This window comes from Rhodoferax sp. U2-2l, assembly GCF_020594515.1.
In the GTDB taxonomy this organism is placed as follows: Bacteria; Pseudomonadota; Gammaproteobacteria; order Burkholderiales; family Burkholderiaceae_C; genus Rhodoferax.
Map to the genome: position 1 here is coordinate 44,576 of NZ_JAJCTH010000004.1, position 20,067 is coordinate 64,642.

The window sequence follows — 20,067 nt, forward strand, 5'->3', positions numbered from 1 at the left end:
GAATTGATTATCCATGAGCGACGCCCTCCCCCTCCAAACCCCCGCCCCCGGCAGCCTGTCTGCAGCCCACCCCATTCTCTGGGCCGACCCCCAACGCGGCCAGCGGTTTACCCAGTGGCTGGCAGCCACCGCTGCGGCGCAAGGCCTGCAAGCCGACAGCCTGCGGCTGGCCAGCGCAGATGCCAGCTTCCGGCGCTATTTCCGCATCGATGCCGCCGCTGGCAGCCGCATCATCATGGACGCACCACCCGACCGTGAAAACTGCCAACCGTTCGTGAAAGTGGCGCAACTGATGCACAGTGCGGGTCTGCACGCCCCCGAGGTGCTGGCCTGGGATGAGCCCAACGGCTTCATGCTGCTGACCGACCTGGGCGGCCAGACCATGATGCAGGTAATCGACAAAACCAACCCGCAAGCCAACCTGCCGCTGTATCTGCAGGCGGTGGACGCGCTGATCACCTGGCAACTGGCATCCAAGCCGGATGTGCTGCCGCCCTACGACGAAGCCCTGTTGCGCCGTGAGTTGGAACTGTTCCCCGACTGGTACCTGGTGCAGCACAAGGGCCTGGTCATCGATGACGCCATGCGTTTCACGCTGGACAACACGTTCGAACAGATCATCGCCACCAACCTGGCGCAGCCCAGCGTGTTTGTGCACCGAGATTTCATGCCAAGAAATCTGATGGCGCCCACCGTTCCAGGTGCGCCGTTGGGTTTGCTGGATTTTCAAGACGCGGTGTACGGCCCCATCACCTACGACATTGCCAGCCTGATGCGGGACGCCTTCCTAAGCTGGGACGAAGATTTTTGCCTGGACGTGACCGTTCGCTACTGGGACAAAGCGCGCAAAGCAGGCTTGCCGGTGGGCGACGACTTTGGCGAGTTTTACCGCGGTGTGGAGTGGATGGGCCTGCAGCGCCACCTGAAAGTGGCCGGTATTTTTGCCCGCCTGACACTGCGCGACGGCAAACCGCAGTACCTGGCCGACACCCCGCGCTTTATCCACTACATCCGCAGCACCTGCGCGCGTTACCGCGAACTCAAACCGCTGCTGCGCCTGGTGGACAAGGCCGAAGGCATCGTGGAGCCTGATATTTTTGGCTTCGGGCGACAGGCCTGAGCTGACCGGCCCAGGGCGTCAACCCTCACACCCCCCAGCGGTGACACCCGCGCATTGCCCAACCCTTCACCATGCCCCGTTTCTACTGCCCAACCCCGCTGGCCCCCGGTGCCCTGCTGGACCTGCCCGCCGGCGCGGCGCGCCATGTGCAGGTGCTACGCCTGCAGCCGGGTGAACCCATCACGCTGTTCAATGGAGAGACTTCGGGCGAATTCAACGCCACCGTCACCCAGATGGGCCGCAGCAACGTGCAGGTGTTGGTGGGCGACTTTGTTGCGACCCAGCGCGAACCGGCCTTGCGCGTGGCTCTGGCCGTGGGCATGCCCGCCAATGACCGCATGGACTGGCTGGTGGAAAAAGCCACCGAGCTGGGCGTGGCCAGCATCCAGCCCCTGATGACCGAGCGCAGCGTGTTGCGCCTGAGCGGCGAGCGTGCTGAGAAAAAGGTGGCGCACTGGCACAGTGTGGCCGTGGCCGCGTGTGAACAATGCGGCGGCAACCGGGTGCCGCTGATTCACCCGGTGATGACCTTGACGCTTTGGCTCAATAACTGGCGTGCCGGCGGTATCGATGCGCCGACGGGCTTGTTGCTGTCCCTGCGCGAAGATGCTCAAGGCGTGCGCCAGGCGGTGAGCCAAACCACCCTCACAACGCCCGGTCAAGCCGCCATCAACCGGCCCGTCACCTTCCTGTCCGGCCCCGAGGGCGGCTTGAGCCCGGTCGAAGAGGACGCTGCCTTGGCGGCAGGCTTTCAGCCCGTCACGCTGGGCCCGCGGGTGTTGCGCGCCGAAACCGCCGCGCTGGCGGCTTTGACGGCGCTGCTGGTGCCGCTGTAACGGCTGGTGGTCGCATCTGCACCCAGATCGCGACCCGACCGAGAAGCATCAGGCGCGCAGCCGCGGCTCCACAATCCCCTGCGCACCCGGCCTGAACATCAGCAACCGACCGGCGTGCGGGTCGGTCTCCAGGTCCTTCTCGCCCCGGCACAACGAGGTCACCAGCATGGTTTGGCCATCGGTGCCGCCAAACGAACACATGGTCGGTTTTTGCATCGGCGTCAAAATTTTGCGGTCCAGCTTGCCTTGCGGGGTGAACCGCATGATGCAACCTTCATCCAGACCACAAATCCAGTAACACCCATCGGTGTCGATGGCAGCCCCATCCGGGCGCCCCACCTCGGTGCGCAGGTCGACAAACGGGCGTTGGTTGCTGGGCATACCTGTGTGGATGTCATAGTCAAACTGCCAGAGCATGCGCACATCGCGGTGGGTGTCGGAGCAGTACATGGTTTTACCGTCCGGGCTGAAAGCTGAGCCGTTCGGAATCACAAAGCCGCCAAAGTCAGACGCCATCAGGCCGTCCTGGCGGGTGTAGCGAAACCAGCGCCCAGCCGGATCACCGAGTGAAATGTCCATCACCATGGTGGACACCCAGAGCCGCCCCTGCCGGTCACAACGGCCATCGTTGAAACGCATGCCGGTTTTGGGGTGGGTGATGGCGGCCAAGCGGGTTATGCGGGCGGCGTCACCCTCACCGAGGTCCACATCAAAAATGCCGGTCTCACAGCTGCACACCAGGCCACCGTCGGGGCGCAGCACCATGCTGCCGATTTTTTCGGTCACCGACCAGTGGCGGGGCTGGCCGGTGGCCGGGTCCAGACGGAAGGCTTTGCCCGCCTGGTCGATCCACAGCCAGCACGCCGCGTTGGCATCCCAGACCGGGCTTTCACCCACGGCGTTACGCACCTCGGGGCAGATCAGGGTGTCAGCACCCAGGGTTGTTAAGTTCATCTCGTTGACCTTTGCAAAGTGGGGGTGTCAGGCCGCAGGGGCACTGGCCAGACGGCTGAGCCGACGTTTCTGCTGGTACCTGCGAAACACCGGGAAGAACAGCGACAGCAGGGCGATCACCAGGAAGGTGGCGGTGATCGGGCGGGTGTACAAAAAGTCATAACTGCCGTTGGAGAGCGACAGGGCGCGGCGGAAGTTGGCCTCGGCCATCGGTCCCATGATCAGCGCCAGCACGATGGGCGACGGCGGGAAGTCCCACTTCTCCATGAAGTAGCCCAGCAGCCCGGCCGCCAGCATGATGCCGATGTCGAACATGCTGTTGTTGATGGCGTAGGTGCCCACCACACACAGCGCCAGAATGGTCGGTGTGAGGATCGACTTGGGCATCTGCAAAATTTTGCCGATGAAACGCAGCGAGCCCAAACCAATCACCAACATGGCCAGGTAACAGAACAACATGCCGGCAAACAGCGTGAAGACCAGACCACTGTGGTCCTTGAACAGCAGCGGCCCCGGTTGCAAACCTTGCAGCGTGAGCGCACCCAGCATGACCGCGGTGGTGGCATCCCCCGGAATGCCCAGCGTCAGCATCGGCAACATGGCGCCACCGGTACAGCCATTGGCACCGGATTCGCAGGCGGCCACACCCGCCAACTCACCCTTGCCAAAGTTCTCGGGGGTCTTGCTGAAGCGCTTGGCTTCGTTGTAGGCCACATAGGCCGCAATGTCGGCACCGGCACCCGGAATGGAGCCGATGAAAATCCCCAGTCCGGCTGAACGCAGAATGGTGAAGATCAAGCCCTTGAACACCGACCAGGGCGGAATGATGCGGCCCAGCTCGGCGGCTTTTTTCTTGACGATGTCGCTGGTTTCCATCTGCTTGAACGCTTCAGCGGCGGCAAACAGGCCAATCATCACCGGGATGAACGGCACACTCATCAGTTCAACAAAGCCGCCGGTGAACCGCGGAAAACCGCCCATCGGGTCCAGCCCGATGGTGGAGATCAGCAGGCCGACAAAACCGGCAATCAGGCCCTTGATCAAGGATTTGCCCGAAATGCTGGCGATGATGCTCAAGCCAAACACGGCCAGCGCAAAGGTTTCAGACGCGCTGAACTCCAGCGCCACGCCCGCCAGCAGCGGGGCCATGAACACCAGCACGATGATGCTCAACGTGCCGCCCAGGAACGAGGAGATGGTGGCCGTGCCCAAGGCAATGCCGGCCATGCCCTTTTTGGTCAGCGCAAAACCATCCATCGCGGTGGCCGCCGCTGCCGGGGTACCGGGAATTTTGAGCAGGATGGCGGTAATCGACCCGCCATAGACGCCGCCGAAATACACCCCGGAGATCATCAGCAGACCCGAAACGGGGTCCATGCCAAAGGTGAAGGGCAGCAAAATCGCCACCCCCATGGTCGCGGTCAGCCCCGGCATGGCACCGATGATGATCCCCACGGTCACGCCGATCACCGCCAGCAGCAGCGCCAGAGGCTGTTGCGCCAAGGCGGCAAACCCGTTCAAAAGCAAATTCAGTTCTTGCATGGCATGTCTCCAACGATGGGGTTCTATTTATTCAAACAGGCTGCCGATCGGCAAAGGCACATTCAGCCCGACCGAAAAGGTGACATACAGGACGGCAGCGATCGAGATCGCCAGGACAGGGTTCCAGGCCTTGTGCCGCATGCCCATCAGCCACATCAGAAAAGACAGGTAGCTGGCGGTGACCAGGCCATAACCCAGGTAGGGCATGGCGGCCAGGCAGATCACCGAACTGACAACGCCAAAAAAGGTTTTGCGGTAACTGCGGACTTCCACGTTGACCACCTGGCCCTCAGGCACCGCCTGCGGCTTGGGCCGACCCTGCAACCAATGGCGGGCGACCAGCATCGCACACAGCACCAGCAGCGCACCGGCATAAATTTGCGGAAACCGGGCCGAGCCGATGTCCGTGGTCAGGCCGGTGGTCGGGAACTTGCGCGAAAAAAATATCGCAGCAACAGCCACCGTCGACACAATGGCGGCGATCACGATGTCCATGTTCCACCGGCCGGATGTCGGCTCGGTCGGGCTGGATGTTTGGGATGTAGTCATGTTATTACCCTCACGAATTGGCAGCACAACCCCGGCCGGTTCGGGCAACGAGCCCGCCGGAGAGCGCTGGCTGACTTGGCTATGTTGTCTGATCCGCCCGCTGTCACCGGGCAGCATCAGGTGTTACCTGGCGATACCAAGTTTGGTCATCAGGGTTTTGAAAAACAGGTTGTCCTTGTCGATGGCCGTTTTGAAGGCGGCGCCATCCAGGTAGGCGTGGGTCAGGTTCATCTTGGCCAGCTGCTCCTTGAAGACCGGATCGTCCACGGTCTTCTTGGCGGCGGCGCGCAACACATCCTGGACATCTTGCGGGGTCTTCTTGGGAACCACAATACCGCGCCAAGTCAGGATGCTCAGGTCCACACCCTTTTCCTTCAGGGTGGGCACCTTGTCAAACGCGGGCTGACGCTGGTCAGCCATGACGGCCAAAATCTTGATCTTGCCAGCGGTGACATGGCCGACCACTTCAGCCGGGCTGACCGTGACGGCTTCAATGTGATTGCCCAGCAAGGCCGTGACCGCAGGGTTGGCACCGTCGTACGGAATGTGGTTGAACTTGGCGCCAGTCTTTTCAGCCAGGGCTTCAGCCGCCAGGTGCCAGATGGCACCGGTGCCTGAGTTGCCGATGCGCACCTTGCCCGGGTTGGCCTTGGCGTAGGCAATGAACTCTTCATAGGTGTTCCACGGCGCGCTGGCGTTGACCGAAATCGCCGATGGCTCGGCGTTCAGACGGGCAATGGGCGTGAAGTCGTCAGCCGTGAACTGCACCAGGCCCATGTGCGGCAGCATGGCCAGTTCCACCGTGCCAGTCCCAATTTTGTAGCCATCAGGGCGCGCCATCGCGATTTCAGACAGACCCACCGCGCCGCCACCGCCGGTCTTGTTGACCACACCGATGGCCTTGGGCAGGTATTTTTTGGCGGTGTCGACAAAGGCGCGAGTGACCAGATCGGTGCCGCCGCCGGCAGCGTAAGGCACCACCACTTCGATCGGTTTGGTCGGGTAGTCGGCTGCGTGCACCGCGGCACCGAGCAAAAGGGTCGAGGCGCACACCGCCGTCAACAAACGCGCTATCACTGTTTTCGATTTCATCATTGCTCCTGATCTTGAAAAGATATTGACTGTTGTTGAAAAAAACCACTCAAACATGAGATTCCCGGCGCGATCGTCAGGAACTCTTTATGCCACGCACTGCGCCTTCCACGCAGCCACAAAGCATTCGGCTTGCCTGGACAACTGTGCCAGCGACACTCCAGGCGAATACAAGGCAGAGCCCAGGCCAAAACCACTGGCACCCGTGGCGAGGAAGGGCGCCATGGTGTCTGGCGTGATGCCACCCACCGGAAACAGACGTGTGCCCTTGGGCAAAATGGGTCGCATCGCTTTCATGATGGCAGGCGACACCAGCTCGGCCGGGAACAGCTTCAGCGCATTGGCACCAGCCTTCAGCGCGGCAAACGCCTCGGTCGGTGTGACGATGCCGGGCATGCAAATCAGTCCCAGGGCCTTGGCGGCACTGATCACGCTGGTGTCGGCGTGCGGCATCACCACCAGCTCACCACCGATGGCTTGGAGGCGGGACACATCCGACGCCTCAAGCACCGTCCCGGCGCCCACCAGCGCATCGTCGGGCAGGCACTGGCGAATGCGCGCGATGCTGGTGAACGGGTCCGGTGAATTCAACGGGACTTCAATCAGACGAAAGCCCGCCTGGTACAGGGTTTGGGCCACCGGTTCGGCCTCGGTCGGGGTCAGCCCGCGAAGAATGGCCACCAGGGGCAAGTGCTGCAGCGCAGTCTCAAATCGGGTGTGAATGGGGTTGGTCATCGTGTGTTCTCAGTTGATTTCAGTCAGGGGTTGGCGGATCAGTCCCAGCGCTTTGGCGAACTCCCAGAGACCGCGCGGCGCCGGGTTGTCCAGAATGCCGGCCACCGTCACGCCCAAGGCCGCAAAAGCCTTCGCATACCGCTGGCACAACGACACTTCACCAATCAGCAACAGCGGCCCTTGCGCCTGCAAGGTGGTCGACGATTTCGCCAGGCCGGACACCAGTTCGTGGCCAATCAGCAACCCCGAGAGGTAACTCTTGAGCAGGTGCTGCGGCAAGCGTTGGCTCAGCCCGAGGGTCCGGGCGGCAAAAATCTGGTGCGTGAAGTCACCGGGCTGGCTATCGCGCGCAGCCATCAAGCCTTGCAGGAAGGCGGCTTCGGTGGCCCCGGCATCGGCGCCGGCCTCATCGGTCATCAACCGGCCCAGGATCGAATGTTTGACCAGCACCGAGAAAATTTCACCGGTCATGTAACTGGTGAAGTGGGTGATCCGCCCGTCTGTGATCTGCACCCATTTGGAATGGGTACCGGGCAGCACCAGGGTGGCGCGCTCGGCCAGCGCCGGGTTTTCGGCCAGGGCGCCGGCAATCTGGATTTCTTCGCCCCGGATCACATCCGGGGCCATGCCCACGTCATCCAGCAACACACCAGGCGCAATCACCACATCCACACCGGCCCCGCTGGGCACCCGCACGCTGTGGGCAGCCAGTGACCCGACGTCCGCCGGGCAGCGCACATACGGCGCTTCTTTCCAGCCCTGGATGCTGCCGACCATGCCACCGGCCACCACAGGCAGGTGGGGCCAACTCGCCAGCCAGTCACCGGCAATGTCGGCAAAGGCTTTCTCAAAACCCGCTGCACCCGGCAAGGGCAGCGCTTGCAGCCCCTGGGCGGTGCTGCGGGTTTGCAGCACCTGGCCGCCTTCACCCAATAAAAAGGCGCGCAAACTCGACGTTCCCCAATCCAGCGCCAGCAGCTCAGGGGTGCTGCTTGTGGTGATGTCATTCATGACGGTTTTTTCTCCAGTCCTAACTTTTCGGATATGTGTTGTGTCACGGCCAGTACCGTGGGCCCCAAGGCCAACAGCCTTTCTTTGGGGATGTAGGGCACCGCACTGGCCACGCTGACAGCAGCCACCACTGCACCGCTGATGTCGCGAATCGGCGCGGCCACGCAGCGGATGCCAAGTTCGTTTTCTTCCAGATCCAGCACCCAGCCCTGGGCCCGGTAGTGCTGCATGTCGGCCAGGTATTGCTGCCACGGCGGCAGCAGGACAGGTTCACCCGCCTTGACCTTCTCGGCCACTGCTTCGTCATAGAGGGGTTTCCAGGCTTCTGGCGCCAAGCCCAGCATCAGCGCCTTGCCCACGCCGGTGGAGGCCAGCGGCATGCGGTGACCCACCCGCGAGCGCATTTCCAGCCCTTTGGTGCCGGCAATCTTGTCCAGATAAAACACCCGGTTTTCCTCCCGGGTGCCCAGATGCACGGTGTCACCGGTCTGGGCTGCCAACCCTTCCAGATAGGGTCGCGCCAAGGCGCCCAGCGGCCGCTGCTCGCTGGCCTTGGCACCCAGATAGATCAACCGGAAACCCAGTGAATAGCCGCCATACGGCACATGGTGCAGATAGCCCTCGGCCACCAGACTGTTGAGCATGCGGTGGGTGGTGCTGCGCGGTGTGCCCAGGTGCGCCGCGATGCCTTTGACATCCGAGATGCCCTGCGCCACACATTCAAGCAAAGCCAGCCCGCGCAACAGCGTCTGGGTTCCGGTCGCTTTTTGCGGGTCTTTCTCTTCGGTCGACAGCAAGGGTTTGGCTGGATTGTTCAAAGGGCACTTCAACTTCGTCTCAACTATTTGTCGGGTTGACCAAATAGTAGGATTTAAGTACTATTGTGTCAAATAGTTTTTTAGTGTCCATATAGTGAGACATCAAGCACTAAATCTTGCCACACGGTCAGCCACTTTTCATCACAAGGAGAAAGAAAATGTTCAATGACTTGAAAGACAAACGCGTGTTGATCACCGGGTCAACGGCCGGCATCGGGCTGGCAGCCGCGCAGTCTTTTGCGCGATATGGCGCCAAGATCGGCATCACCGGACAGACGTTGCCCGACGATCTGCCGCAAACACTGGAGGCACTGCGGCAGCTTGGCGCCGAGGCCGAATTTTTTCAGGGTAACCTGTGCAACACCCAGGCCTGCCAGCAGTTGATCGAGCAATTTGTGGCCCGCTTCGGCGGCATTGATGTGGTGATCAACAACGTCGGCGGCTTGGTGGGCCGCAAGCAGATCGGTGACATTGACGACGAATTTTTTGACCGGGTGTTTGACCTGAATGCTCGCTCGGCGCACATGGTCACCAAATACGCCATGCCACACCTGAAGGCCTCGGCACAGGCCAGCGGCACCACCGCGTCAGTGATTCTGGTGGGCTCGTTTGCCAGTTACATGGGCGGTGGGCCGGGCGCGTCGCTGTATGCCGCTGCCAAGGCCTGGATCCACACCATCCAGAAAAACTGGGTCTCGTCTTACACCAAGGACGGCGTGCGTTTCAACGTGGTGTCACCGGGTACCGTGGACACCGCGTTCCATGCCGACAAAAACGACGCCGTGCGCGCCCAGATCAACGCCACCATTCCGATGGGCCGCTTTGCCACCGCACAAGAGGTGGCGCCCGCCTTCCTGTTCCTGGCGTCGCATGCCTGCAGCGGCTACATCACCGGTCAGGTGATCAACGTCAACGGCGGTCAGTACATGCCCTGATGTTGGCTCGTGCGGCGGCTTGAGGAGACACATGCGCGTTGGACACTTGACAACGTGCATCGTTTCCGGGTGCTGCATGCATCGTTGGGGGCTGGTAGGTGATGACCGATGAGACTGGGGCGAATGCTTCCGCGGCTGTCCCCCGGTTTGGGACGACGCCCCAAACCTCCTCCTTGATGCCGCTGCACCATTCACCCCAGTCTCATCGGTCGCCAGCGCTGTAGGTAAACCAACAATGAATTCCTCACGCTTCGCACTTTGTTGGCTGACTCAGGACGGCGTGGCATTCAGCGCAGCGGCATCAAGGAGGAGCCCGCAGGGCGGGGGACAGCCGCGGAGCTGAGTGCCGCGTCGTCCTGAGTCCGGGCGTACCCGGATCCCCAGAGCTTCACCCGCGTGCAAGCTGGAAAACAGCCATTCCAACGTGACCACCTTTGAAATCATGGATGGCATATCAAGCCCGCCATGACAGCGAAACCATCGGGCTGTGCCCCCAAAATCACCCGAAAGTCTCTCGAATAAATTTTTATAAATCAATCACTTAAGGTGATCGATTTGCGCGTTTTCTAAGTGCCCTTCTTCTCCCGGGCAGCCACACGACCGCGCTGCGCCTTCTTGGCGACCACCCGCCTGCGCGCTGCTTTTTCGGTTGTCACTGGACTGTCCGCATCCACCCCGCCCAGAGGCTCATGCGGCAGCACCAGCCGGATCACCCCCTCGCATTCAGCTTGCGACAGATACACCGGCACCGGGTAATTGGTCATCGCCTCGTGGCAGGCGGCGCGGGCCAGGGCGGGGATATCTTCCTCACGCAGCGCGGCCAGCGTGGTGGGAATGCCCAGGCGGGTGTTCATGGCGTCGATGGCATCCAGGAACTTGGACGCCAGCACGGCATCAGACTCGGTCTTTTTGCCGACCTTGGAGCGCAGCGCCAGCTGAGCCAGCTGCGGCTCAATGGCCGGGCGCATGAACCGCAACACATGCGGCAGCAGGATGGCGTTGGCCAGGCCGTGCGGCGTGTGGTAGCGCCCACCCAACTGGTGCGCGATGGCGTGCACATAGCCCACATTGGCGCGGGTGAAGGCCTGACCGGCGTAGTTGGCGGCCAGTGCCATCTTCTCGCGCGCTGCCAGGTCCTGGCCGTTGGCGTAAGCCACGGGCAGCGCCTCAAAAATCATGCCCACGGCCGACAGCGCCATGCGGTCGGTGAACGCCGTGCGCCAGTGGCCAATATAGGCCTCGATGGCGTGGGTGAGCGCGTCCATGCCGGTGGCTGCGGTGATGTCAGGTGGCAGGCCCAGCATCAGGTTGGGGTCGAGCGCGGCCATGCGCGGCACGATGCGGGTGTCGGCAATCACCAGTTTGCGCTGGGTGTCGGGGTCCGAGATGACGGCGGCCACGGTCACCTCGGAGCCGGTACCGGCGGTGGTGGGCACGGCGTAAATGGGTGCGGGTGTGCGCAAGCCCTTGAAGTAGCCCGCCAGTTGCGCCGGGTGTTTGTTGTTGGCCGCGGCCAGGGCAATGGCCTTGGCCGCATCCATCGCCGAGCCGCCGCCAAAAGCGATGACGGCATCACAGCCCTTGCGCTTGAACAGCGCCACACCTTGCTCGATCAGTGCCACCGGCGCATCGGGCAGCATCTTGTCAAACACCACATACGCCGTGCCGCCCGCCTTGAGCGCCGCCAGCAGCGGCGCCATCAGCCCCAGCTTGGCCACCACCGGGTCGGTCACCACCAAGACCCGGGTGTGATCAAAGTCACAGATGGCCTGACCCAGCCGGGCGCTGGCGCCCGGGCCGACGAGCATCGTGGGTTGGGGAATGGGCAGCAGCCGGGTGGCCACCCCCACGGCACGCATCACCGCTGTCAAACCCACGGAACGCACTGTTCCCGACAGCAAATTGGTCAACATCATGAGCTTCCTTCTTCCTAAAATTCATGGCCGACTTAACCCGTCGCCAGCTGCCATGATGCATCGCGTAACGGCATTGTTGTAGTTGCATCTCTCCAAACCAACTGTCGTGAAAAAGGTGCCCATGAAAACAGTGATCGGTATCAGCCTGGGGGCCAGTTCCCAGAATTTTGAGTTCAACACCACCTTTCTGGGTGAGCCGTTACACGTCAAGCGCCTGGGCACCGATGGCAGCCTGGCCAAGGCCACCAAACTCCTCAAGAGCTGGGACAAGCGCGCCGACGCCATCGGCCTGGGGGTGTTGAAAGACAGCTACAAGGCCGGCAGCCACCGCTTCATCGAGAAAGACAGCGCCAAGCTCAAATCGGTGGCGGTCAAGGCGCCGGTCACCATGGGCGGCCCGCTGGGTGACATCTTGCAGGAATGGGCGCTGCGCCATGCCCAGGTGGCGCTGGGCAACTATTTCAACAACGCGCGGGTGCTGTTTTTCTCGGGCCTGAAAAACTACAAGCTGGCCATGAGCATGGCCGAGTACACCGACAACCTGAGTTTTGCCGATCCGCTCAACCAGCTGGCGGTACCCAAGCTGTTGACCAGCCTGCAGGCGCTACAGCTGTACGCCAGCGGCGCTCACTACGTGAAAGACTGGTCACTGCCGGCGGCCCTGTCGAGTGGCCCGGTGAAGGAGTGGACGCGCTTTTTGCTACGCAAAGCCATGCAAAAAGCCAGCGTCATCGTGGCACCGGTGCATGAGCTCGATGAATTTGGCCTGGAAGAACTGGCCGGCAAAACCATCATCACCTCCACCGTGAGTGATGAGCGCATGGCCCAACTGCAGGCCAAAGGGGTGCACCTGGTGATCGACGGTGCGCCGGTGATGCACGGCCACAGCCTGGGGCCGGATTTGCTTGACGCCATGATCTGCGCCGCCACCGGCAAGGCCCCCGACGAGATTCTTGAGGACGATTACCTGGAAATCATCACCAGCCTGCAACTGGCCCCGCGCCTGGTCTACCCGAACGGTTTCAAGCGGGTGAACCGCTTTGCGTTTGTGATTCACCCGCTGTCGCAAGAGTATTTCAAGAAGATCAAACCCATTGATCTGCTGTCCCAGGTGTCGCCCCCGGTGATGATGAATTCGCTGGAAAAGATCATGGCCTACGCGCCGCCGTTTGTGTATTCCCACGTCAGCGGCATCCAATCGCCCACCGGTGTGGAGGCCGAGGGCTGGTTGATCTCGGTGGGTGGCACGCCCAAGGAGATCATGCGCCACAGCCCCGAGTTCACCTACCGCCGCCTGCTGGACGCCGCCGCCATGGCGCAACGGCTGGGCGCGCAGATCATGGGGCTGGGTGCGTTCACCAAAGTGGTGGGCGATGCGGGGGTGACGGTAGCCAAACGCTCGCCGCTGCCCATCACCACCGGCAACAGTTACAGCGCCTCGGGCGCACTGTGGGCTGCGCACGACGCCCTGCTGCGGCTCCAGTTGCTGCCCAAACCCAACGGCAAGCAGCGTGTCAAGTTCAAGGCGATGGTGGTGGGTGCCACCGGCGCGATTGGTTCGGTGTGCGCGCGCCTGATCGCCAAGGTGGCCACCGAGGTCTACCTGGTGTCGCCTGAAACCGCCAAGCTGCTGGCGCTGAAAGAATCCATCCTGAAGGAGACCCCCGACGCCAGCCTGTTTTTGTCAGCCCGTGCCGACAAGGACATCGCCGACATGGACATGATCGTCACCGCCACCTCGGGCGCGGGCAAGAAGGTGCTCGACATCATGAAGGTGAAGCCCGGCTGCGTCATCACCGACGTGGCGCGCCCGCTGGACCTGCCCGCCAGCGAGGTGGCCAAACGCCCGGATGTGCTGGTGATCGAGTCGGGTGAGATCCAGCTGCCTGGTGAACACATCCAGATGAAAAACATCGGCCTGCCCAAAGGCGTGGCCTACGCCTGCCTGGCCGAAACGATTGTGCTGGCGCTGGAAGGCCGCTTCGAGAACTTCACCGTGGGCCGCGCCATTGAGTGGGAAAAAGTGCGCGAGATTTACAAGCTGGGCCTCAAACACGGCATGCAGCTGGCCGCCATCAGCGGTGTGAACGGGCCGTTCAGCGACGACGACATTGCCCAGGTGCGCGCGCTGGCCCTGGCCGCGCGGGCACAAACCAAAACCGGCGCGCGCACCCGCAACCGAACCAAAGTCACCCCAACGCCTCCCCCCGAGGTCAAGAAACGCACCCGCGCCCCGAGAAAGCCCGCCCTAGATGCCACATCGCCAATTTGAATCCAAAGGTGTTGCCGTTCCCAGCGGCCGTTTGTCGCGGCTGGCGCGGTTTGGCGGCATGGCCGGGGGCATTGTCGGGGGCATGTTGCTGGACGGCGCCAAACAGCTGGCCCAGGGCAAACGCCCCAGCGTGAGTGACCTGCTGCTCACGCCCGCCAACGCCCTCAAGGTCACCCACCAGTTGGCGCAGTTGCGCGGCGCGGCCATGAAGGTGGGGCAACTGATGTCGATGGACGCGGGCGAGATGCTGCCGCCCGAGATGGCCGAGATTCTGGGCCGCCTGCGATCGGACGCACAACACATGCCGCGCAGCCAGCTGCAGGCGGCGCTCAACGCCCATTGGGGTGTCGGCTGGCCCGCGCGTTTTGCCGAGTTTTCTTATCAGCCGGTGGCGGCCGCCTCCATCGGCCAGGTGCACCGCGCCCAAACCAAGGACGGGCGCGACCTGGCCATCAAGATCCAGTACCCCGGCGTGCGCCACAGCATCGACAGCGATGTGAACAACGTGGCCTCACTCATGCGCCTGTCCGGCGTGTTGCCCAAAACACTGAACATTGCGCCGATGCTGGCCGAGGCCAAGCGCGAGCTGCACCAGGAGGCCAACTACCAACAGGAAGGCCAGTACCTGAAACGCTTTGCTGAACTGCTGGCCGACGCCCCCGAGTTTCTGGTGCCCAAGTTACATGCCGACCTGACCACCCAGAGTGTGCTGGCCATGGACTATGTGGAGGGTGTGCCGGTGGAGTCGCTGGTGGACGCGCCCCAAGCTGAGCGTGACCGGCTCATGACGCTGCTGGTGGGCCTGTTGTTTCGCGAGCTGTTCGAGTTCCGCCTGATGCAGACCGACCCCAACTTTGCCAACTACCGCTACAGCCCCAGCACGCGCCAACTGGTGCTGCTGGACTTTGGCGCCACGCGCGAGTTTCCGCCCGAGATGCCGCCGCAATACCGCCGCCTGATGAACGTGGGCCTGGCCAGTGACCGGGCTGGTGCACGCCAAGCCATGATTGACATCGGCTTCTTCACCGAGGCCACGCCCGAGCACTACCAGAACGCGGTGATGGACATGTTTGAGCTGTCGCTGGAGCCGCTGCGCGAGGACGTGCCGTTTGACTTTGGCGACACCGACATCGCGCTGCGCCTGCGCGACGGCGGTATGGCGATTGGCCAGGAGCGCAGCTTCTGGCACATCCCGCCGATGGACACGTTGTTCTTGCAGCGCAAGTTTGGCGGCATCTACATGCTGGCCAGCCGCCTCAAAGCACGGGTGAATGTGCGCGCGCTGATGCAGCCTTACCTTTAACCTAAAACAGTGTCTGTCAGGCCGGGCCGCGACCCGGCATCCATGGCTTTGGACGGCATGAATGACGGATTGAGCGCCTGCAGCCAGCCCAAACCGGCTTCGGTCTGGGTGGCAGGGTGGTATTCGCAGCCAATCCAGCCGGTGTAGCCGATGGCGTCCAGGTGCTTGAACAAAAAGTGGAAATTGATCTCGCCAGTGCCCGGTTCGTGGCGGCCCGGGTTGTCACCCAGCTGCATGTGGCCGATGCGCGGCAGGTACTGCGTCATCGTCGCGGCCAGTTCGCCCTGCATGCGCTGGGCATGGTAAATGTCGTACTGCAACAAGGCGTTGTCGGCACCCACCTCGTCCAGAATGGCCATGGCCTGGGCCGGGCGGTTCACATAAAACCCCGGCATGTCATAGCAGTTGATGGGCTCCAACAGCAGGTTCAGCCCGGCGGCCTGGAACTCGGCAGCGGCGTAACGCAGGTTGGCCACCAGCGTCTGGTGCAGCAGCGCATCCTCGACACCAGCAGGCGCCTTGCCCGCCATGCAGTGGATCTGGCGCACCCCCAGCGCCTCGGCGTAGCGGATGCCGTGTGCCACCGCTGCGCGAAAGTCGTCGGTGCGCCCCGGCAGACAAGCCAGGCCGCGTTCACCGGCCTCCCAGTGGCCGCCGGGCAGGTTGAACAACACCAGTTGCAGGCCGCAGTCGTCCAGCCGCGCCTTGAGTTCGGCCGCCGGCCAGGGGTAGGGAAACAAAAACTCCACCGCGGTAAATCCGGCGCGCGCGGCACGCTCGAAGCGCTCCAGAAACGGCACCTCGGTGAATAAAAACGTCAGATTGGCGGCAAAGCGGGGCATGGTGATCTCCTGGGCGCCGAGGGTAACGGATGTCGGATGGGCGGCTGGCGTCCTGCGGCGGTCAGGTCATGGCCCGCCATGACAACAACGTGTCAGCTTTGGGGTGGGTTTGCTGTCATGCAGGTGAGCGCTCCGCCAGCGTGCCCAGCCATGCCGCCAACCAGTCGTGGTGGTGTTGTGGCCGGTGAAAGTGGTAACCCTGAAACCGGGTGCAGCCCCGGCTTTTGAGGAATTCAAATTGCGCCGCCGTCTCCACGCCTTCAGCCACCACATTCAGATGCAGGTGGCGCGACATGGCCAGAATGGTCTCGACCAGCGCCACATCGTTCGGGTCGTCGGGCACGTCCTGGACAAAACTCTTGTCGATCTTGAGCTCGTAGAGCGGCAGGCGCTTCAGGTACGACAGCGACGAATAACCGGTGCCAAAGTCGTCGATCGAGAAGCGGATGCCCAAATCCGCCAGCTCGGCCATGCGGCCCATGGTCTCGGTCAGGTGCTCCACCAGCAGGCCTTCGGTGATCTCCAAGGTCAGGTGCGTCGGGTCGGCGCCGGTGGTGCTGAGGATGTCGCGGATGCGGGCCACAAAGTTGGCTTGCGCAAACTGCAGCGGGCTGACATTGACGGCGATGTGCAGGCTGTGCCCGCGCGCGTCCAGCCGGGCAATCACCGCGCAGGCCTGCTGCAGCACCCAGTCACCCAGCGGCAGGATCAGGCGCGACGCTTCGGCCAGCGGGATGAAGGTGGCCGGTGCCACCAGCCCGCGGGTGGGGTGGCGCCAGCGCACCAGCGCCTCGGCACCTGTCACCCGGCCCTGGGCGTCCACCTGCGACTGCAGGTGCAGCTCAAACGCCTGCTGCGCCACGGCTTCACGCAACTCTTGCTCCAGCGCGTAACGCTGGGTCACGCTGTGCTGCATGTCGGCCTGGAAGAACGAGATCGCGTTGCGGCCACTTTCCTTGGCGCGGTACATGGCGATGTCGGCCTCGCGCATCAGGTCATCCACCGACTCGTCACCTTTGGGGAACAAGGTGACGCCCATGCTGGCCGCGGTGTGGTAGCTGGTGCCGTCGATGAGCATCGGGGCCTCGAGTGCCAGGCGGATCTTGTCGGCCACGGCGCGCGCCAACGTGGCGGCGCCGTCGGCCTCCGCCCCCAGCGCGGGCAGCAGCACCACAAATTCGTCGCCCCCCAGGCGGGCCACGGTGTCTTCCTGGCGCAGGTAAAACTGCAGGCGGCTGGCCACTTCTTTCAGCACGGCATCGCCCAGTGCGTGGCCATACACGTCGTTGATCTGTTTGAAATGGTCCAGATCCACAAACATCAGCGCGCCAAACCGTTGGCAGCGCCGCGCTGCCGCCGTGGCCTGGTTGAGCCGGTCCTGGAACAGCGCCCGGTTGGGCAGGCCGGAGAGCGCGTCGTGGTAGGCCAGATGCTTCACCTGGGCCTCGGCCTGCTTGACCTGGGTGAGGTCCAGACAGTGCCCGATATACCCCAGAAACCGGCCCGCGCTGTCAAAACGCGGGCTGCCCTGGTCCAGAATCCAGCGGTGCTCGCCACTAGCGTGGCGCAGGCGGTATTCCATGGCGAACGATTCGCGCGCGTCAAACGCAGCCACATAGGTGGCCATACAGCGTGCCAGTTCCTGCGGATGCACCCCTTCCAACCAGCCGTCGCCCAGCTCCTGCGCCAGCGTGCGGCCGGTGAAGCGCAGCCACACGCTGTTGAAATAGTCACACTTCTTGTCCAACCCGGCGGTCCAGATCAGCGCCTGGCCGTTGTCGGCCAGGCTGCGAAAATGTTGCTCGCTGTCGGCCAGCGCGCGGCGCATGCGGTAGGACTCGGTGACGTCCTGAAACACCAGCACCACGCCTTCAATGACACCGTGGGCGTTGCGGATGGGTGCGGCCGAGTCGGCCACGTCACGCCGGGTGCCGTCGCGCGCCACCAGCACCGTGTGGTTGGCCAGGCCCAGCACCGTGCCCTCCAGCAGCACCCGTTTCACCGGGATCTCGGCAGGCAGGCCGGTAAGGGCGCTCTCGATCACAAACACATCGGAGATCGCCAGCCCGCGCGCCTGCGCCAGCGTCCAGCCGGTGAAACGCTCGGCGGCCGGATTCATCAGCGTGATGCGGGCCCGGGTGTCGGTGGCAATCAGCCCGTCACCAATCGACTGCAGGGTGGTAGCCATGCGCTGCTCACTGGTCACCAGCGCCTGCTGGGCGTCTTCGATGGCTTGGGCCATGGCGTTGAAGTCTCGCGCCAGCATGGCAATCTCCTGCGGGCCCTGCACGGCGGCACGGCTGCCCAGTTGCCCCTGTTGCAGCCGCCCGGCGGCGTCGGCCAGGGTTTGCAGTGGCCGGCTCACAAAGCGGTGCAACAGCGCGCCCACCGCCAGCAGCACCAGCAGGGCGGTGATCAGGCCGGGCAGGCGCAACAGCAGGGCGCTGTAGCGGGCCTCGACCCAGGCGTCGTGCAGGTCCATCTGGAGGAACACCGCGCCTCGGCGCAAGCTGCGCACCTCGTTGCTGGCGGCAGGCAGCTCAAATGGCTGCAGGCCAGTGATGCGCAGGCCATCGTCCGAACTACGCAGCTGCGGCAAGCGCCCGCCAAGCACTTGCAGCCGCCAGACGTCGTCAAATTCGGGCAGCACGGTTCTGGCGGGCAGGCCGGTCCAGGCCTTGCGCTGCGACATCACCACCTGGCCCTGTTCGTCCAGAATCAGCGCCACCGCCACACGCGGGTCGGCGCTGAGCTGGCCCAGGTCAGACGCCACCAGCGTGGGGCTGGTCTGCAGGCCCTGCTCGGCCATGCGCGCCAGATGCGAAACCTGTTCCAGCAGGTCCTGGCGCGCCGTCTGTTTCAGGCTGTCCTGGCGGGTGCTCAGGCTGTTCCAGGTGGCCATGGTGGTGAAGATCAGCAGCACCACCGCCAAGCCCAGGGGCAGCGACCATTTCAGACTCGGGGGGCGGGGCATCGGGTTCTCCAGTCAGGCAGCGGGTAAATACCGGGCATCGGTCAGCGTGTCCAGGCGGGGGCGGGTGGTGAGCAGACGCGAGCGCAGCATCAGGTCAGCCACCCCCTGCGCCATCGGGCGCAAGCCGGGCGACGTGCCCCCCAGCAAGCGGTGGTTGTCGGCCAGGGTCATCATGTGCACCCCTTGCAGGGCGGCCAGCAACTCGCCCGCACTGATGCCCAGGGCTGGCGACATCAGCTCAGCGCTTTGTTGGGGTGACTTCTGCAACCGCTCCAGCGCCTGGAAATACCCGGCCAGCAGTTGCCTGAACTGCCCTGGCGAGTCCGCCAGGGCCTGTGAACGGGCGGCCAGCACGTCCACAATGACGCCCGGAAAACGGCGGCTGTCCAACAGCCGCACCGCCCCCAGCCGGGCCAGCTGCGTGGCAAACGGCTCAAAACTGACCACCGCATCGACGTCGCCACTGGCATAACTGCTGACCTGCGGCGCCCCGGCCAGCGGCACCTTGACCACGTCTTGCGGGCGCAGCCTGGCGGCTTCCAGCGTGCGCGCCAACATCAGGGCGCCGCTGGCCGTGCTTTCCACCGCGATGCGCCGCCCCCGCAGCTGTTCCAGCCGGGTGATGCCCGGGCGCGCCATCACCACGTCGGCCCCGGCCGACTCGTCAAACACCATGATCACCTGCAGGTCCAGCTGCCCCTCGGTGGCCACCAGCACCTCATCGAGCGTGAGGGCAGCCACCTCCACCTGACCAGACGCCAGCGCCATCAGGCTGGCGGAATTGGAGGGCAGCTCCAGCAAACGGATTTTGGTGTGGCTGAAATAGCCCAGCTCGCGGGCCAGAAACAGCGGCGCGCAGCCCACCCAGGCGTTACCGGCCAGGCGCACCAACGGCTCAGGCCGGTGACAGGCACTCAAAGTGGCCAGCGACAGGCCTGCCGCGCTGGCCAGCAGCAGGCGGCGATCAGGGTCAACAGTGGACATGGGCTTCCTACCTGGGGCGAAAGTGGGTCGCCAACGAGTGTGTGCTTTTTTAAAGGATGCTACCTCAGCCGCCGGATGGCACCCGTGCGCACCCTGTGCCGCCCACTCTCGCAGCACATAGACGGCATTGCTATACTGCCCGGGCGCCGATTTGACTTCAATTGCGGGCGCGTAACAAGTTCCG

16 protein-coding genes are annotated in these 20,067 nt (G+C 63.4%); 5 read left to right on the forward strand and 11 right to left on the reverse strand.

All coding sequences use genetic code 11. The features are described from left to right. Positions 1-13 precede the first annotated feature (13 nt). Both LHU53_RS04780 and LHU53_RS04785 read left to right on the forward strand, forming a co-directional pair. Complete coding sequence (locus LHU53_RS04780) at positions 14-1,120, forward strand: aminoglycoside phosphotransferase family protein (RefSeq protein ID WP_227330945.1); 1,107 nt, start codon at positions 14-16, stop codon at positions 1,118-1,120. A gap of 71 nt (positions 1,121-1,191) precedes the next feature. After that, a complete protein-coding gene (locus LHU53_RS04785; protein ID WP_227330946.1) occupies positions 1,192-1,956 on the forward strand; it encodes a 16S rRNA (uracil(1498)-N(3))-methyltransferase in 765 nt (254 codons plus the stop codon). Positions 1,957-2,004: 48 nt separating this feature from the next. Here LHU53_RS04785 and LHU53_RS04790 read toward each other — a convergent pair whose 3' ends face one another. From LHU53_RS04790 to LHU53_RS04820, 7 genes are all read right to left on the reverse strand, one after another. Next, complete coding sequence (locus LHU53_RS04790) at positions 2,005-2,910, reverse strand: SMP-30/gluconolactonase/LRE family protein (RefSeq protein WP_227330947.1); 906 nt, start codon at positions 2,908-2,910, stop codon at positions 2,005-2,007. A gap of 27 nt (positions 2,911-2,937) precedes the next feature. Further along, entirely contained in the window at positions 2,938-4,452 is a 1,515-nt protein-coding gene (locus LHU53_RS04795; protein WP_227330948.1) for a tripartite tricarboxylate transporter permease, read from the reverse strand. A 27-nt stretch (positions 4,453-4,479) separates the two neighbouring features. Then, a complete protein-coding gene (locus LHU53_RS04800; RefSeq protein WP_227330949.1) occupies positions 4,480-5,001 on the reverse strand; it encodes a tripartite tricarboxylate transporter TctB family protein in 522 nt (173 codons plus the stop codon). A 123-nt stretch (positions 5,002-5,124) separates the two neighbouring features. After that, on the reverse strand, positions 5,125-6,093 hold the full coding sequence (locus tag LHU53_RS04805; protein ID WP_227330950.1) for a tripartite tricarboxylate transporter substrate binding protein: 969 nt from the start codon (positions 6,091-6,093) through the stop codon (positions 5,125-5,127). 87 nt (positions 6,094-6,180) lie between these two features. After that, positions 6,181-6,828, reverse strand: a complete 648-nt coding sequence (locus tag LHU53_RS04810; protein WP_227330951.1) for a 2-dehydro-3-deoxy-6-phosphogalactonate aldolase — start codon at positions 6,826-6,828, stop codon at positions 6,181-6,183. Between the two features lie 9 nt (positions 6,829-6,837). Next, positions 6,838-7,839 (reverse strand): 2-dehydro-3-deoxygalactonokinase, encoded by a 1,002-nt coding sequence (locus LHU53_RS04815; protein ID WP_227330952.1) that lies wholly within the window; start codon positions 7,837-7,839, stop codon positions 6,838-6,840. After that, positions 7,836-8,657: an IclR family transcriptional regulator gene (locus tag LHU53_RS04820; RefSeq protein ID WP_227330953.1), complete on the reverse strand. Its 822-nt coding sequence runs from the start codon at positions 8,655-8,657 to the stop codon at positions 7,836-7,838. The genes LHU53_RS04815 and LHU53_RS04820 overlap by 4 nt, the downstream gene beginning before the upstream one ends. Positions 8,658-8,815: 158 nt before the next feature. On the opposite strand from LHU53_RS04820, the gene LHU53_RS04825 reads away from it, so the two are divergent. Then, the gene (locus LHU53_RS04825) at positions 8,816-9,592 is read left to right on the forward strand and encodes an SDR family NAD(P)-dependent oxidoreductase (RefSeq protein ID WP_227330954.1); all 777 of its coding nucleotides are present in this window, start codon (positions 8,816-8,818) and stop codon (positions 9,590-9,592) included. Positions 9,593-10,158: 566 nt separating this feature from the next. Here the strand turns inward: LHU53_RS04825 and LHU53_RS04830 are convergent. Continuing rightward, positions 10,159-11,508 carry an iron-containing alcohol dehydrogenase gene (locus LHU53_RS04830; protein WP_227330955.1) on the reverse strand — a complete coding sequence of 450 codons (1,350 nt, stop codon included), beginning with the start codon at positions 11,506-11,508 and terminating at the stop codon, positions 10,159-10,161. Positions 11,509-11,629: 121 nt separating this feature from the next. On the opposite strand from LHU53_RS04830, the gene LHU53_RS04835 reads away from it, so the two are divergent. Both LHU53_RS04835 and LHU53_RS04840 read left to right on the forward strand, forming a co-directional pair. Next, complete coding sequence (locus tag LHU53_RS04835; RefSeq protein ID WP_227330956.1) at positions 11,630-13,780, forward strand: dehydrogenase; 2,151 nt, start codon at positions 11,630-11,632, stop codon at positions 13,778-13,780. Beyond that, positions 13,761-15,083 carry an AarF/ABC1/UbiB kinase family protein gene (locus LHU53_RS04840; protein WP_227330957.1) on the forward strand — a complete coding sequence of 441 codons (1,323 nt, stop codon included), beginning with the start codon at positions 13,761-13,763 and terminating at the stop codon, positions 15,081-15,083. The genes LHU53_RS04835 and LHU53_RS04840 overlap by 20 nt, the downstream gene beginning before the upstream one ends. Here the strand turns inward: LHU53_RS04840 and hyi are convergent. The 3 genes from hyi to LHU53_RS04855 form a co-directional block, all read right to left on the reverse strand. Further along, positions 15,080-15,925 (reverse strand): hydroxypyruvate isomerase, encoded by an 846-nt coding sequence (gene hyi, locus LHU53_RS04845; protein WP_227330958.1) that lies wholly within the window; start codon positions 15,923-15,925, stop codon positions 15,080-15,082. The two genes, LHU53_RS04840 and hyi, sit on opposite strands and share 4 nt — an antisense overlap. Before the next feature lie 115 nt (positions 15,926-16,040). Further along, positions 16,041-18,899, reverse strand: a complete 2,859-nt coding sequence (locus LHU53_RS04850; RefSeq protein ID WP_227330959.1) for an EAL domain-containing protein — start codon at positions 18,897-18,899, stop codon at positions 16,041-16,043. 12 nt (positions 18,900-18,911) lie between these two features. Then, entirely contained in the window at positions 18,912-19,883 is a 972-nt protein-coding gene (locus LHU53_RS04855; protein WP_227330960.1) for an ABC transporter substrate-binding protein, read from the reverse strand. Positions 19,884-20,067 lie beyond the last annotated feature (184 nt).